General features: G+C 72.3%; 14 protein-coding genes. 9 read left to right on the top strand and 5 right to left on the bottom strand.

What is annotated here, in order from left to right:
* Positions 1-4: 4 nt before the first annotated feature.
* Positions 5-337 (bottom strand): helix-turn-helix domain-containing protein, encoded by a 333-nt coding sequence (locus AC1DX8_RS16200; RefSeq protein ID WP_477630972.1) that lies wholly within the window; start codon positions 335-337, stop codon positions 5-7.
* Between the two features lie 201 nt (positions 338-538).
* Between AC1DX8_RS16200 and AC1DX8_RS16195 the strand changes: the two genes are divergently transcribed.
* Entirely contained in the window at positions 539-1,120 is a 582-nt protein-coding gene (locus AC1DX8_RS16195) for a hypothetical protein (protein WP_477630971.1), read from the top strand.
* 89 nt (positions 1,121-1,209) lie between these two features.
* Here the strand turns inward: AC1DX8_RS16195 and AC1DX8_RS16190 are convergent, their stop codons facing one another.
* Positions 1,210-1,611 carry a cobalamin B12-binding domain-containing protein gene (locus AC1DX8_RS16190; protein WP_477630970.1) on the bottom strand — a complete coding sequence of 134 codons (402 nt, stop codon included), beginning with the start codon at positions 1,609-1,611 and terminating at the stop codon, positions 1,210-1,212.
* 316 nt (positions 1,612-1,927) lie between these two features.
* Here AC1DX8_RS16190 and AC1DX8_RS16185 point away from each other — a divergent pair, with 316 nt between their 5' ends.
* Both AC1DX8_RS16185 and AC1DX8_RS16180 read left to right on the top strand, forming a co-directional pair.
* A complete protein-coding gene (locus tag AC1DX8_RS16185; RefSeq protein ID WP_477630969.1) occupies positions 1,928-2,911 on the top strand; it encodes a lipase family alpha/beta hydrolase in 984 nt (327 codons plus the stop codon).
* 124 nt (positions 2,912-3,035) lie between these two features.
* A complete protein-coding gene (locus tag AC1DX8_RS16180) occupies positions 3,036-3,815 on the top strand; it encodes a M23 family metallopeptidase (RefSeq protein WP_477630968.1) in 780 nt (259 codons plus the stop codon).
* A gap of 151 nt (positions 3,816-3,966) precedes the next feature.
* Here the strand turns inward: AC1DX8_RS16180 and pcrA are convergent, their stop codons facing one another.
* Positions 3,967-6,423, bottom strand: a complete 2,457-nt coding sequence (gene pcrA, locus AC1DX8_RS16175) for a DNA helicase PcrA (protein WP_477630967.1) — start codon at positions 6,421-6,423, stop codon at positions 3,967-3,969.
* 80 nt (positions 6,424-6,503) lie between these two features.
* On the opposite strand from pcrA, the gene AC1DX8_RS16170 reads away from it, so the two are divergent.
* The 3 genes from AC1DX8_RS16170 to AC1DX8_RS16160 are packed head-to-tail and all read left to right on the top strand — an operon-like array spanning position 6,504 to position 8,466.
* The gene (locus tag AC1DX8_RS16170; protein WP_477630966.1) at positions 6,504-7,064 is read left to right on the top strand and encodes a GNAT family N-acetyltransferase; all 561 of its coding nucleotides are present in this window, start codon (positions 6,504-6,506) and stop codon (positions 7,062-7,064) included.
* On the top strand, positions 7,061-7,894 hold the full coding sequence (locus tag AC1DX8_RS16165; protein WP_477630965.1) for a uracil-DNA glycosylase: 834 nt from the start codon (positions 7,061-7,063) through the stop codon (positions 7,892-7,894). The genes AC1DX8_RS16170 and AC1DX8_RS16165 overlap by 4 nt, the downstream gene beginning before the upstream one ends.
* A 2-nt stretch (positions 7,895-7,896) precedes the next feature.
* Entirely contained in the window at positions 7,897-8,466 is a 570-nt protein-coding gene (locus AC1DX8_RS16160) for a GNAT family N-acetyltransferase (protein WP_477630964.1), read from the top strand.
* A gap of 22 nt (positions 8,467-8,488) precedes the next feature.
* On the opposite strand, the gene AC1DX8_RS16155 is transcribed toward AC1DX8_RS16160, so the two are convergent.
* A complete protein-coding gene (locus tag AC1DX8_RS16155) occupies positions 8,489-9,859 on the bottom strand; it encodes a HAMP domain-containing sensor histidine kinase (RefSeq protein WP_477630963.1) in 1,371 nt (456 codons plus the stop codon).
* Positions 9,856-10,656 carry a response regulator gene (locus AC1DX8_RS16150; RefSeq protein ID WP_477630962.1) on the bottom strand — a complete coding sequence of 267 codons (801 nt, stop codon included), beginning with the start codon at positions 10,654-10,656 and terminating at the stop codon, positions 9,856-9,858. Before AC1DX8_RS16150 ends, AC1DX8_RS16155 begins: the two co-directional genes overlap by 4 nt.
* A 144-nt stretch (positions 10,657-10,800) precedes the next feature.
* Here AC1DX8_RS16150 and AC1DX8_RS16145 point away from each other — a divergent pair, with 144 nt between their 5' ends.
* From AC1DX8_RS16145 to AC1DX8_RS16135, 3 genes are all read left to right on the top strand, one after another.
* Positions 10,801-12,003, top strand: a complete 1,203-nt coding sequence (locus tag AC1DX8_RS16145) for a hypothetical protein (RefSeq protein ID WP_477630961.1) — start codon at positions 10,801-10,803, stop codon at positions 12,001-12,003.
* Positions 12,004-12,025: 22 nt separating this feature from the next.
* Entirely contained in the window at positions 12,026-13,018 is a 993-nt protein-coding gene (locus AC1DX8_RS16140; RefSeq protein ID WP_477630960.1) for a quinone oxidoreductase family protein, read from the top strand.
* A 66-nt stretch (positions 13,019-13,084) separates the two neighbouring features.
* Complete coding sequence (locus tag AC1DX8_RS16135; protein ID WP_477630959.1) at positions 13,085-14,257, top strand: DNA polymerase IV; 1,173 nt, start codon at positions 13,085-13,087, stop codon at positions 14,255-14,257.
* Positions 14,258-14,314: the final 57 nt, after the last annotated feature.

Genomic DNA, 14,314 nt, shown 5'->3' with positions numbered 1-14,314 from the left:
GGTGCTAGGCGGCCAGCCGGATCTCGCCCGGAGGGGGCGTCGCCAGCCCGCTGTGCTGGCGGCGCAGGTCGAGCGAGGCGAGGTGGGTGACCTCGACCAGCGGCGCGCCGAGCGCCCCGGTGATCGCCGCCAGCACCTCGGACGTCGGGTCCTTGCGACCGCGCTCGACCTCCGACAGGTACTGCGGCGAGATGCCCGCGAGCGCGGCGGTCTCGACCAGGGTCAGTCCTCGCCGGCGCCTCAGGTGTCGCAGCCGGGCGCCGACGACCTCACGCCACAGGGGTTGCCCTGGGAGGTCTGCGGGGTGCACCAGGCGTAGGGGCGGGGCAGCGCTCATGGCACCACGCTAGGCGTGGGTCCGCGACCCCGGAAGCAGGGTTCGCGCACGGCATAACGAGCGGTCCGGCGCGGGTGTGACGTGACAGACACGACGACGACCTCGCGGCGGGACCAAGTGCCCTGCTGCGGGCCGCGACCCGGTTCGAGCATGGAGGTGCAGGCAACCGGGCAACTCGGCCCACCAAGGAGGAAAGCAGTCATGACAACGATCCAGCGCCACCCCAAGCTCGATGTGCTCGTCGAGCACGACGTGGTGACCCACTCCACGGCCCGCAGGGCGCTTGCGGTGCTGCGGGTCGCCTTCGGCCTCACGTTCCTGTGGGCCTTCGTCGACAAGCTGTTCGCCCTCGGCTTCCACACCGGCGTCAACGCCGATGGCGTGACCGACCGCTTCGGTCCGGCCGCGTGGATCCACGGCGGCAGCCCCACCACAGGGTTCCTGAAGTTCGGGGTCCCTGCGAACAATCCCTTCCAAGGTTTCTTCAACGGCATGGCCGGACAGGCCTGGGCCGACTGGCTGTTCATGGCCGGACTGCTCGGCATCGGTCTCGCGCTCACGCTCGGCATCGGCATGCGGCTCGCCGCAGCCGCCGGCGCCCTGCTCTACGCGCTGATGTGGGCAGCCTCGCTGCCGCTGGAGAACAACCCGGTCATCGATGACCACATGATCGGTGCCATCAGCGTGGTTGCCCTGGCGGCCCTCCTCGCCGGCGACACCTGGGGCTTCGGCCAGAAGTGGGCACGCACCGGGATCGTCCGGCGCTACAGGTTCCTGCGGTAGCACGGACAGAGCGAGGGGTCAGACGAAAGCGTCTGGCCCCTCACTTCGTGCGTGCCTGCATCCCGGGCCGTCCCGGTCGACAGCCGGCGTCAGCGGGACGGGACTGCGCCCCGGACCCACGCGACGATGTCGGTGGTCGTGGCGCCGGGGGTGAAGACCTTGGCGACGCCGATCTTCTCCAGCTCGGGGATGTCGGCCTCGGGGATGATGCCCCCGCCGAAGACGACGATGTCGGTGGCGTCGCGCTCCTTGAGGAGCTCCATCACCTTGGCGAAGAGGGTCATGTGCGCGCCGGACAGCACGGACAGCCCGACGAGGTCGGCGTCCTCCTGGATCGCCGCCTCGACGATCTGCTCGGGCGTCTGGTGCAGCCCGGTGTAGACGACCTCCATGCCAGCGTCACGCAGGGCCCGGGCCACCACCTTCGCGCCACGGTCATGTCCGTCGAGTCCGGGCTTGGCCACGACGACGCGCAGTGGAGAGTCAGTCATGGCCGCAGACTAGCCACTCTCGGGCCGGGACACCGCTCCCGGGTGGCGCACGCCACGGCCGGACGGCTCCGCCCACACCCCGACTCCTGGCCACTGGTGCGTCACCAACCCCCTCCCACCGGCCCCCCGTGCCCCACCGGTGGCCAGAAGTGCGGGAACACCCCGACTTCTGGCCACTGGTGCGTCACCGAAGCCCTCCCCTGGACTCCTCGTGACCATGAGGTGGCAACCCGTCGCAGGATGGCGCAACCGGACACGCGTGTCACTTGGGCCACAAGTCTCGAAAGTGGTCGTTTCACCCACTAGGTTCAGTGGGATGTCGCAGAGCGTCCCGCGCCCTCGCCGACCTGCCGCACCGAAGCGGCACCCGTCGGGTGGTGACCCGCGTCCCGGCGCGCTCGCGAGGGCGACCCGCGGGGTGCGGACGGCCACCTCGACCGCCGGCGACATCGTCGGTGGGGCCGCCAAGGCCCTGGCCACCCCGACCGGCGCCCTCGGGGCCGCGGTCGAGGCAGCCTGGGTGACCACCCATCTCGCGCTCTACCCCTGGGGCCTGATCGGGCGACACGGTCGAGACAGCCAGCTCGGCTTCCGGGTCGAGCACCTCCCGCCGATCCAGCGGGGTCTGGTGATCTCCGACGTCGAGGCCGCAGGCACCCCGATCCTCCTGGTGCACGGCATGGTCGACAACCGGTCGATCTTCACCCTGCTCCGCCTCGGCCTGCGTCGCCGGGGCTTCGGTCGCGTCACGAGCATGAACTACTCCCCGTTCACCGCCGACGTCCGCGTCGCCGCGGCCCAGCTCGCCGAGGAGGTCGAGGCCCTCGTGGCCGAGACCGGGTACGAGCGGATCCACGTCGTCGGGCACTCGATGGGTGGGCTCATCGCCCGCTACTACGTGACCCGGCTCGGGGGCGACGAGCGCGTCCACACCCTCGTGACCCTGGGCACGCCCCACCAGGGCACCTACACGGCATACGGGTGGCACAACCAGCTGACCCGGCAGCTGCGCCCCGGCAGCGGTCTGATGCGAGAGCTCGACCAGCCGGTGCCGGAGTGCCGCACCCGCTTCGTCGTCTACTGGTCCGACCTCGACCAGATGGTCTTCCCCCAGCGCAACGCCGCCCTGAACCACCCTGACCTGCAGGTTCGCAACATCGACCTGCACGGCGTGGGTCACATGTCACTGCCGATCATCGGCAGCGTCGTGCACGGGATCTCCAGCACGCTGGCCCACCTGGACTCCGAGGGCCATACCCTGACCCCCGGCGTGACCGAGCTGCGGCGCCGCACGTCGTGACCTCAGCCGTTCGGTCCTTTGTCGACACGCCGGGTAACGATTCTTCCCGAAGGATTTTGGATAACGAACTGATCACGCTAACCTCTTGGCTTCCGTGTCCCCCCGCACGCAAGGTTTCCCTTCTGTGAGCAACGCTTCCTACTCGGGCCGTCACCGCGCCCCGGGCCGTCACCGCGCGCCTCGAAGAGGTGTCCGCTTTGCGAAGAGCGGTTACCTCCTGCCGAGTGCTGCCGCGGCGGCGCTGGTCGTGACCGCCACCGGGGCCACCGTCGCGGAGTCGGCGCCGGCGTACTTCGACCTCACCGGCGCGGCGGCCAAGGCCAGGGCGACCGATGCGGCCACGGCCCGGTTCGCACGGATCGAGGCGCAGCAGCAGCGCGAGGTGCAGATCACCGCCGCGCAGACCCGCATCCTCGAGGCCCAGCAGATCGCCCGCAGCGCGGAGCGAAGGGCTGTCGCGAAGAAGGCTGCCCTCGCCGCCGCGATCCAGAGGGCGGAGGCGCAGCGCAAGGCCCGGGAGCAGTGGCTCATGCCGATCAAGGGCGCGACCTTCACCTCCGGGTTCGGCTGGCGTTGGGGCCGGATGCACGAGGGCAACGACTTCGCCACCCCGGTCGGCACCCGGCTCGGGTCGATGTCGACGGGCACGGTGACCTTCGCCGGCTACCAGGGTGGCTACGGCAACAAGGTCGAGATCGAGTACTGGGACGGCACGGTCTCCGTGTACGGCCACATGAGCGAGATCGACGTCACGGTCGGGCAGAAGCTGGCCCCCGGCGACCTGGTCGGGCTGTCCGGCAACTCGGGTCACTCGACCGGGCCCCACCTGCACCTCGAGATCCACCCCAACGGCGGTTCGGCGATCGACCCCGCTCCGTGGCTGCGCGAGCACGGCCTGCAGTAGCACTCCCGCACCACCCGACCACCTCACTCCACGCCAGGCGCCCTCCGGGGCGCCTTTCGCGTATGCCGCGTCAGCCGGGCGCGCCGAGATCCCACCTTTCGGGCCTGGGAGGTCCGCAGCGGCCCGAGAGCTGGGATCTCGGAGGGTCTGGTCAGAGCTTCTCGAGCGGCGCGTAGCGCAGCAGGAACCGCTTCACGCCGGTGTCGCCGCCGAAGTCGACGTGGGCCTGCGTCTTGTCGCCCTCACCCTCGGTCTTGACGACGGTGCCCATGCCGTAGCTGTCGTGCGTGACCTTGTCGCCCGGGTGGAGCGCGATGAGCGGCCGGTTGCCAGGTGAGCGCACGCCCGGCCGGGCGGCCAGCGTGGCGACCGCGGGCAGCCCGGGTCGGCGGGTGGTGGTCGCCGCCTCGGCGCGCTGCCACTCGACCAGCTCGGGCGGGATCTCGTCGAGGAACCGGCTGGCCGGGTTGTACTGCGGCGCCCCCCAGGCCGAGCGGACCGCCGCTCGCGAGAGGTGGAGCCGCTCGCGGGCCCGAGTGATGCCGACGTAGGCGAGCCGGCGCTCCTCCTCGAGCTCCTTGGGGTCGCCCAGCGCGCGCAGGTGCGGGAAGGTGCCGTCCTCCATGCCGGTGAGGAACACCACCGGGAACTCCAGGCCCTTGGCCGTGTGGAGGGTCATCAGCGTGACCACGCCCAGGTCCTCGGCCTCCTCGGAGTCGGGGATCTCATCGGCGTCGGCCACGAGCGACACCTGCTCGAGGAAGTCCTCGAGCGAGGCCACCTCGCCTGTCGAGGCGCGGGTCTCGTCGAACTCCTGCGCCACCGCCACCAGCTCGGCGAGGTTCTCGACGCGGGTCTCGTCCTGCGGGTCGTGGCTCGCCCGGAGCTCGGCGAGGTAGCCGGACTTGTCGATCACGGCCTCGAGCAGTGCGCCGACCCCCTGCTCGTCGTCCGCGTGGATCTGACCCAGCTGCTCGAGCAGGCCGGTGAAGCCCTTGATCGCCGCCACGGACCGCGTGGCGATGCCGGGGGCGTCCTCGGGCCGCCCGAGGGCCGCGATGAACGGGATCCGCTCACGCTCGGCGAGGGCGGCCACACATGCCTCGGCCCGGTCTCCGATGCCGCGCTTCGGGACGTTGAGGATGCGCCGCAGGTTGACCGTGTCGGTGGGGTTCGAGATGACGCGCAGGTAGGCCAGGGCGTCCTTGACCTCGCGGCGCTCATAGAACCGGGTGCCGCCGACCACCTTGTAGGGCAGGCCGACTCGCACGAAGACCTCTTCGAGGGCACGGGACTGGGCGTTGGTGCGGTAGAAGACCGCGACGTCCTTGGGCTTGACGCCCACGGAGTCGCCGAGCTCGTCGATGGTCTTGGCCACGAAGGCGGCCTCGTCGTGCTCGTTGTCGCCGACGTAGCCGATGATCGCCGAGCCGTTGCCGCTGTCGGTCCAGAGGTTCTTCTTGCGGCGCTCGGGGTTCTTGGCGATGACCGAGTTGGCCGCCTGCAGGATGGTCTGGGTGGAGCGGTAGTTCTGCTCCAGCAGGATCGTCCTAGCGTTCGGGTAGTCCTCCTCGAACTCCACGATGTTGCGGATCGTCGCGCCACGGAAGGCGTAGATCGACTGGTCGGCGTCGCCGACCACCACGAGCTCGGCGGGCTCGACGGCGGGGCCGTCACCGACCGGCATACCGGGGCTGCCTGCCGCGCCACCCACCAGCTCGCGCACGAGCTGGTACTGCGCGTGGTTGGTGTCCTGGTACTCGTCGACGAGGACGTGGCGGAACCGGCGGCGGTAGTGCTCGGCGACGTCGGGGAAGGCCTGGAGGATGTTGACCGTCGTCATGATGAGGTCGTCGAAGTCGAGGGCGTTGGCCTGGCGCAGGCGACGCTGGTAGCCGGTGTAGGCCTCGGCCAGCATCCGCTCCTGGTGCGTGCCTTCCCCCACGCGCGAGGCGAAGGTCTCCTCGTCGACCAGCTCGTTCTTGAGGTTGGAGACCTGGTGGCTGAACGACCGGGGCGGGTAGCGCTTGGGGTCGAGGTCGAGGTCACGCATGACCATTGCCATCAGGCGCTGGCTGTCGGCCGCGTCGTAGATGGAGAAGGTCGACTTGAGCCCGACCTTGGCGGCCTCACGGCGCAGGATGCGCACACACGCGGAGTGGAACGTCATGACCCACATCGCCTTCGCCCGCGGCCCCACCAGGGCGGCGACGCGCTCGCGCATCTCGGCCGCGGCCTTGTTGGTGAACGTGATGGCCAGCACCTGGCCGGGCTGCACGCCTCGGGCGGCCAGCAGGTAGGCGATCCGGTTGGTGAGGACCCGGGTCTTGCCCGAGCCAGCACCCGCGACGATGAGCAGGGGGCCACCCTCGTGCAGGACCGCCGCGCGCTGCTGGGGGTTGAGGCCCTCGAGCAGGGTCTCGGGGTCGGCGCGGTGGGAGTCGCCGTCGTCGGGACCGCGGCCCTCGGCCGCCGCCTGGGCCCACGTCGGGACACCGCGGTCGTCGACGGCGGTCGCCCGGGCTGCCGCCGCGCTGGGGCGGCGGGTGGAGGGGTCGGAGGACCCGGGTTCGTTGAGGGGCGCGAGGTCGTCGAAGAGCGTGCTCATGTTGGTCCCAGCCTACGTGGCGCGGGCGACAGACCCGATATCCCGTGGCCCGCCCGTGGACACCCGGCTAGCGTCGTGGCGTGACCCGCCTCGTCGACCCGCACGTCCGCTACCACGCGGGCTACCTCGCCGCGTCGGACGAGTTCGCGATGTCGGGAGAGCAGCGCGACGGCGACGGCGACCTCGCCCAGCCTGCCGAGCCCGGATATGCCGGCTACGCGTTCACCCGTGAGGGCCTGGCCGACCCCGCCGAGTTCGCCCGGTTCGTCGCGCAGCGGGTGCGCGCCCGCGACGAGCACGCCCCGCGCAGGTCCGGGTGGACGGCCTGCCACTTCTTCTGGGTCGTGGATGACGACGACGAGTACGTCGGGTCCCTCGCCCTGCGCCACGAGCTGACCGAGTTCCTGCTCCGCGAGGGTGGACACCTCGGCTACAGCGTGCGCCCCTCGGCCCGGCGCCGCGGCCACGCCCGCGCGGCGCTGCGGCTGGCCCTCCGGGTCGCCAGGGCCGAGCTCGGCCTCGAGCAGGTGCTGGTGACCTGCCGCGAGGGCAACGAGGGGTCGCGTCGAGCCATCGAGGCCAACGGCGGGGTCTACGAGGACACCCGCAACGGCACGCGTCGTTACTGGGTGCCGACATGAGCCTCGACCCCCACCCGGTCACGGGCCAACCCTTCGAGTCCCCGGCGCCACCTGGCACCGGATGGCCCGGCGACCCGGCGTCAGCGGGCACGCCGGTGGCCCGCACCGCATCCCAGACCGACGCCCTGGCCTGCACGTCGCCCGACGTCGCCGAGCTCGACGCGCGGGTCAGCGTCTGCCGTGCCTGCCCTCGGTTGGTCGAGTGGCGCGAAACCGTTGCGGCCCAAGGCCGCCGGGCGTCATTCGCGGACCAGCCCTACTGGGGCAGGCCCGGACCCGGTTTCGGAGACCCGCACGCCGAGGTCCTCGTCGTCGGCCTGGCGCCTGCCGCCAACGGCACCAACCGCACGGGCCGCATGTTCACCGGTGACCGCTCCGGCGACTGGCTGTATGCCGCGTTGCACCGCGCGGGCTACGCCAACCAGCCGCAGTCCCTGGCCAGCGGCGACGGCCTCGAGCTGACCGGGATGCGGATCATCGCGGCGGTCCGCTGCGCCCCGCCTGCCAACAAGCCCACCACCGCCCAGAAGGCCACCTGTGCGCACTGGCTCGACCGCGACCTCGAGCTCGCCGCCCCACGGCTGCAGTCGGTGCTGGCCCTCGGGTCGATCGCCTGGGACGCCACCCTCGGCAGCGCGCGACGGCTCGGCTGGGCCGTCCCGCGGCCCAAGCCCCGCTTCGGGCACGCCGCCCACGCCGAGCTCACGACCCCCGAGGGGCGGTCGGTCCGGCTGGTCGGCAGCTACCACGTCAGCCAGCAGAACACCTTCACCGGCAAGCTCACCGAGGCGATGCTCGACGCCGCGATCGCCCTGCTGGGCCGGGACTGACCATGGTGCTGCTCGCGACCCCGCACGTCCGGTTCCACCGGTCCTTCCTCGCTGCGGCCGACGAGTTCCGGGCGGCCGGCCAGGCGGTGCACGACGGGATCGTGCACTGGCCTGCGGAGGGCGACTTCCCGGGGGTGGTCTTCACCCGCGAGGGGCTCGAGGACCCCGCCGAGTTCGCGCGCCTGGTGGCCAACCGGGTGGGCGACGCCGAGGAGGACGGGCTGCGTCCGCCGGGCTGGACGCCGGCCACCTACTGGTGGATGGCGGACCCTGACCGGCCGGACGAGTTCGTGGGCGCGATCTCCTTGCGCCACAGCATCGACCACCCGATGCTCGCCTCCGTGGGTGGGCACGTCGGCTACGGGGTGCGCCCCAGCGCCCGACGCCGCGGCTTCGCCAGCGACGCGCTGAGGCAGGTCGTGCCGCTGGCTGCCGCCCGCGGCATACCGAGGCTGCTCGTGACGTGCGACCTGGACAACGTGGCGTCGGCGCGGACCATCGAGGCGAACGGTGGCGAGTTCGAGGGCGAGCTGCGCGGCAAGCGCCGCTACTGGATCACGACGGGGGCCTGAGGCCCCAACGACGGCCGACGGCTCACGCGAGCGGCAGCTCGACCCGGAAACACGTGCCGCCCTCGTCGGGCGCCGGCTGCACGGCGACCGCGCCACCGAGCCCGTCGACGAGGGCCTTGACGAGCGCCAGCCCGAGACCGGTGCCCACCCGGCGCACCCCGCGGTAGCGCTGGTAGAGCTCGGACCGCTCGAAGGCGACGGCCATGTCGTCGGCGGTCAGGCCGGGACCTCCGTCGCGCACCTCGAGCACGGCACGGTCGCCCTCGGCCCGCAGGGCGAGGACGAGTGGGGCTCCGGCCTCCGTGACCCGCAAGGCGTTCTCGGCCAGGCCGTCGATCACCTGGCGCACCCGCACGGGGTCCGTACGGACCGGCACCGCTGCCGCCGGTCGCTCGACGGTGAAGCGGACGCCCTCCCGACGGCACCGCTCGTCCCACACCTCGGCGGCCTGGTCGACGACGTCGCGCAGGTCGAGGGGCACGGCGTCGAAGCGGAAGTCGTCGGCGCCCAGCCTCGCGAGGTCGAGGAGGTCGGCGACCAGCCGCTCGAGCCGGGCCGACTCCGCCACGATCGTGCGACCAGCGGCGACCACCGCCGCGCCGGTGATGACGCCGTCCTGCAGCCCCTCGGCGAACCCCTTGACCGCCCCCAGCGGAGTGCGCAGCTCATGGGAGACCGAGAGCAGGAACTCGCGCTGCCGCCGTTCGCTGTGCTCCAGCGCCTCGGCGAGCGCGTTGAGCGACTCCCCCGTCTCGGCGACCTCGGCCGGGCCCTCGGGCACCACCCGCACCGACCGCTCCCCCGACGCCATCCGGTGCGCTGCGGCGGCGGTGCTGCGCAAGGGAGCGGCCAGCCGTCGGGCGAAGAGGACCGACGCGAGGACCGCGAGGACCAGCCCGATCACCAACGCCAGCAGCACGCGGTTGAGCAGACGCAGGCTCTGGCCGGTGGCGAGGCTGGTCCGTTGCGCGAACACGACGGTCGCGCCCGTCGACAGCGTCCGCACCTCCACCAGCACCTGCCGCCCGTCGATGCGCAGGGTGTGCGAGCCGCTGGTCGTCCGCTGCGCCTGCGGCAGCTGGGCGTATGCCGTCCGGGCCAGTGCGTCCCCGGCCAGCCTCCCGCCGGGGCCCTCCCAGGCGACGGGGGTGTCCTGCTGGCGGACCACGCGCAGGGCCGGCGCGATGTCGACAGGGCGGCTCGCCTCCAGCACCGCACTCACGAGATCGGCCTTGCTACGCAATGCTTTTCGCGCCTCGTCCTGTGCCGCGCCACGCACGAGGCCGACCGAGACCAGTCCGGCGACGACGACCGCGATGGTGACGACAGCCGCCATCAGGGCGGCGGTCCGACGCTCCAGCGAACCCCGGCCGACCGGGTCTCCGACGCTCATGGTCGCTCGACGCTGTAGCCGACGCCGCGCACGGTGCGGATCGGGCTGTCGTCCCCGAGCTTGGCGCGCAGCTGGGCGATGTGGACGTCGACGGTGCGGGTCGGGTCGTCGGCCGGGTAGTCCCACACCGCCGCCAGCAGCTCGCCGCGGGTGTACACGCGCCCGGGCCGTGCCATGAGGTGCGCCAACAGGTCGAACTCCGTTGTCGTCAAGGGCAACGGGCGGTCGTGGAGCCGGCCGCGGCGGGTGTCGGTCTCGAGGACCAGGGCGCCGACGGCCAGCGACCGCGGCTGCTCCCCCGCGGACCGGGCGGCCCGCTGCTGGCGGCGCAGGAGCGCGCGCACCCGCGAGGCGAGCTCACGCGGCGAGTACGGCTTGGTGACGTAGTCGTCCGCGCCCAGCTCCAGCCCGATGATCCGGTCGACCTCGTCGTCCCGAGCGGTCACGAAGATGACCGGCGTCCAGTCGTCCCGGGCGCGCATGCGACGGCACAGCTCGATCCCGTCGACGCTGCCGGGGAGGCCGATGTCGAGCAGCACCAGGTCGTGGTCGCGGCGGTCGAGGGCAGCGAGCGCGGCATCGGAGTCGCCCACCACGTCGACGCGGTGGCCGTCGCGCTCGAGGTAGAGGCGCGCGAGCTCGGCGAGGGCGGGCTCGTCCTCGACGAGCAGCACCCGCGAGGTCGCGCCGGTGTTCGCGCCCGAGGGTTGAGCGCCCGGCCGCGCGCCCGAGGGTTCGCCGCCCGGCCGCGCGCCCGAGGGTTCGCCGCCCGGCGTCGCGCCCGAGGTCGTCGTCATGGCGCAACGGTCGCTGACGCGAGGGTGCGTCGGCAAGCGGCCTCGCGGCATACCGGCGAATCGGTGCCCGGTCGTGGCCGAACCCGAACATTCCCCGAACACTGCGATCACCTCGCTCGCACATCGGCGGTCCATCGTCGAGCCATGGACACACGAACCCTCCTCATCCGCTGCGCGGCACTGCTCACCGTGGGCGCCGCGCTCATCCACGTCGGGGTCAGCACCGACCACTTCCAGCAGTGGTGGGCCGCAGGCCTCTTCTTCCTCGTCTCAGCAGCCGCGCAGCTCGGGTGGGCCGGGTGGTGCTGGTCGCGACCGTCGTCGCGACGCGTACTCCTGGCGGGGGCCGGGGGTTCGGTGGCGCTGGCCCTGGTCTGGGTGGTGTCGCGCACCAGCGGCCTGCCGTTCGGACCGGGGGCCGGCGTCGCCGAGCCCGTGGGCGTCGCCGACTCGGTCTGCGTCGCACTCGAGGTGCTCAGCGCCGGGCTCGCTGTCGTGGCCGCGACCGGCTGGGCGCCCGCGCGGCTCAAGGCGCCGTCGACACCACGCCGAGCAGCCGTGCTCACCGGCGCCGTCGCCGCGCTGACGCTCGTGGCCAGCGGTGCGGCGATCGCGGCACCGAGCCACGACCACCCGACGGCCGACGTCGCCGGGGCGGCTGCGGGGCACAGCCACCTGCTCGCCGACGCCGACGGGTCCGCCGACGGATCCGCCGACGGCACTGCCGCACACGACCACGCCGACGTGCCGAACCTGCCCGACACCACGGCGGCGACTCCTGCCCAGACCGCCGCAGCGAAGGACCTCCTCGCCCGGACGATCGCTGCGACCGCGGCCTACCGCGACCCGGCCGTCGCCACCAGGGCGGGGTTCGACGTGCAGGCCGCCTGGGACCGCAAGCAGAAGCTGCTGGCCGCCGCAGGCAAGAAGGGCAGTGACAAGACGCTCAAGCAGGGCTTGGTGCACGTGCCCAACAAAGCCAACCGCACCGACGGGAAGATCCTCGACCCCAACGCTCCCGAGACCTTGATCTACCGCCGCAGCGCCGACGGGTCGTTCACCCTCGTGGGCGTGATGTTCACCGCCGAGAAGAAGGCTCCGCCGACCAGCTACCAGCCGTACGTCCGCTGGCACACCCATGAGGCCTGCGTCGGTGGCGGCGTGCAGAAGCTCAAGCCGGTCGACGGGCTGAATCCTGCCAACGGCAACTGCGCCGCCGGCACGACGCTGCGCACGTCCGGCGCCATGACCCACCTGTGGTTCGTCGACCCGTCGCAGCTGGCCCAGGCGTTCGCGGTCAAGCCTCCGCTCAAGGCCATGGCCGCCTACCAGAGGGCGCTCTCCTAGGCCTCTCGCCTAGGGTCGGAGCATGGCTTCTGACTCGACCACGGCCCGCGCCCTCGTCGTCCCCCGCACGGGTGACTCCTCGGTCCTGGAGGTCCAGGACGTGGAGGTCTCGCCGCCGGGGGACGGCGAGGTTCAGGTCGCGGTCGCTGCGGTGGGCGTCAACTTCATCGACGTCTACCAACGACAGGGCATCTACCCCCTCTCCCTGCCCTTCGTGTCCTGTTCCGAAGGCTCCGGCACGGTCACGGCGGTCAGGTCGGGCGTGACCGGCGTCGCCGTCGGCGACCGGGTGGCGTGGGGCTCCGGCCTCGGCGCGGGCGCCAGCGTGGTGAACCGGGCCGCCGACAGCCTCGTCCCGGTGCCCGACGGCGTCGAGCTCGACGTCGCGGCGGCCGCGATGCTGCAGGGCATGACCGCGCACTACCTCGTCAACTCCACGTATGCCGTGGGGCCCGGCACCACGGCGCTGGTCCACGCCGCGGCGGGTGGCGTCGGCCAGCTGCTCGTCCAGATGGTGAAGGCCAAGGGCGGCCGGGTGGTCGCGACGGCCGGGTCACCCGACAAGCTGGAGATCGCCCGCGGACTGGGCGCAGACGCCGTCATCAACTACCGCGAGGCCGACGACCTGGCCGCTCAGGTGCGCGAAGCCAACGGTGGTGCCGGGGTCGACGTGGCCTACGACGGCGTCGGCAAGGCGACCTTCGACGCGTCGCTCTCGTCGCTGCGGCCGCGCGGCATGCTCGTGCTGTTCGGCGGCGCGAGCGGGCAGGTGCCGCCGTTCGACATCCAGCGGCTCAACACTGCCGGATCGCTGTTCCTCACCCGTCCCACGCTCGGCAGCTACACCGCGACCCGGGAGGAGCTGCTCGAGCGCGGCACGTCCGTGCTGGCCGACATCGCGGCCGGCCGGCTCGTCGTGGAGATCGGGGGCCGTTACCCGCTCGCTGACGCGGCCACGGCATACGACGACCTCGAGGCCCGCCGCACCACCGGCAAGCTGCTCCTGGTCCCCTGAGTCCCCCGGCTGCCCCAGCTGCCCTGGCTCCCGGGCGCTGACACCGGCACGCGGCAGGATGGACCCGTGACGACGGAACCCACCGGGTCTACCGAGCCCCCAGCACCCGCGGCGCGGCCGTGGGTGCTGCACGTCGACATGGACCAGTTCATCGCGGCGGTCGAGATCCTGCGCCACCCTGAGCTGGCCGGGGTGCCCCTCGTCGTCGGGGGGCGCGGCGACCCCACCGAACGCGCCGTCGTGTCCACCGCCTCCTACGAGGCGCGCGAGTTCGGCGTGCGGTCGGGGATGCCGCTCAAGGTGGCGGTGCGCCGGTGCCCGGAGGCGGTGTTCCTCCCCGTCGACGGGTCGGCCTACGAAGAGGCGTCCGCGCGGGTCATGGAGACGCTGAGAGGTATGCCGGGTGCGGTCGTCGAGGTGCTCGGCTGGGACGAGGCGTTCGTCGGGGTGACGACCTCGGACCCGGTGGCGTACGCCGAGTCGATCCGGGCAGCCGTGCTGGAGGCGACCGACCTGCACTGCTCGGTGGGGGTGGGTGACACCAAGGTGCGGGCCAAGATCGCCACCGACTTCGGCAAGCCCCGCGGGGTCTTCGTCCTCACCCGGGACAACTGGTTCGAGGTGATGGGCGACCGGCCGACCATCGCGCTGTGGGGCGTGGGCTCGAAGATCTCGCAGCGGTTGGCGTCCCACGGCTACAGCACGGTCCGCGACCTGGCCGCCGCCGACGAGGCGACCCTCGTGGCGGAGTTCGGTCCGTCGATGGGTCCGCACTACGCCCGGCTGGGCCGCGGGGTGAGCTCGGCCACGGTCGACGACACCCCGTGGATCGCGAGGGCCCACGGTCGGGAGACGACCTACCAGACCAACCTCGTCGAACCCTCCGAGATCGCTGAGGCGATCCGCTCGCTCGCCGGTCAGGTGGTCGAAGACATCCGGCGCGAGGAGCGGGCCTGCCAACGGGTCTTCCTCAAGGTACGGTTCGCGCCGTTCTTCACCACGAACCGGGTGCGCAAGCTGGCTGAGCCGACCTTCGACGCCGATCTCATCGCACAGACTGCGCTCGACCTCCTCGGGGCACTCGAGGACGACCGGCCGATCCGGCTGCTGGGCGTGCGCGCCGAGATGGTCCCGCCCGAGGGAGGGTACGTCGACCCCCGGACCACCGGTCGCGGCGGTCCGAGCGCCAGGGCAGCCGGCACCGGTGGCGGCACCGACGACCTCACCCCCGAGGCCTGACTTGTTGCGACCCGGTGGTCACCAGCCCGCCAGATCGGCCGTCCGTGACCACCAGAA

It is taken from the genome of Pedococcus sp. P2_A3, assembly GCF_056405035.1.
Note: the sequence above shows the minus strand (reverse complement) of the source record. Positions and strands in the feature narration are given on the sequence as shown.

Excerpts from the sequence above, each read along its gene's own strand:
- AC1DX8_RS16200 (WP_477630972.1), bottom strand. The coding sequence starts at position 337 with ATGAGCGCTGCCCCGCCCCTACGCCTGGTGCACCCCGCAGACCTCCCA.
- AC1DX8_RS16195 (WP_477630971.1), top strand. The coding sequence starts at position 539 with ATGACAACGATCCAGCGCCACCCCAAGCTCGATGTGCTCGTCGAGCAC.
- AC1DX8_RS16190 (WP_477630970.1), bottom strand. The coding sequence starts at position 1,611 with ATGACTGACTCTCCACTGCGCGTCGTCGTGGCCAAGCCCGGACTCGAC.
- AC1DX8_RS16185 (WP_477630969.1), top strand. The coding sequence starts at position 1,928 with ATGTCGCAGAGCGTCCCGCGCCCTCGCCGACCTGCCGCACCGAAGCGG.
- pcrA (WP_477630967.1), bottom strand. The coding sequence starts at position 6,423 with ATGAGCACGCTCTTCGACGACCTCGCGCCCCTCAACGAACCCGGGTCC.
- AC1DX8_RS16165 (WP_477630965.1), top strand. The coding sequence starts at position 7,061 with ATGAGCCTCGACCCCCACCCGGTCACGGGCCAACCCTTCGAGTCCCCG.
- AC1DX8_RS16160 (WP_477630964.1), top strand. The coding sequence starts at position 7,897 with ATGGTGCTGCTCGCGACCCCGCACGTCCGGTTCCACCGGTCCTTCCTC.
- AC1DX8_RS16155 (WP_477630963.1), bottom strand. The coding sequence starts at position 9,859 with ATGAGCGTCGGAGACCCGGTCGGCCGGGGTTCGCTGGAGCGTCGGACC.
- AC1DX8_RS16150 (WP_477630962.1), bottom strand. The coding sequence starts at position 10,656 with ATGACGACGACCTCGGGCGCGACGCCGGGCGGCGAACCCTCGGGCGCG.
- AC1DX8_RS16145 (WP_477630961.1), top strand. The coding sequence starts at position 10,801 with ATGGACACACGAACCCTCCTCATCCGCTGCGCGGCACTGCTCACCGTG.
- AC1DX8_RS16140 (WP_477630960.1), top strand. The coding sequence starts at position 12,026 with ATGGCTTCTGACTCGACCACGGCCCGCGCCCTCGTCGTCCCCCGCACG.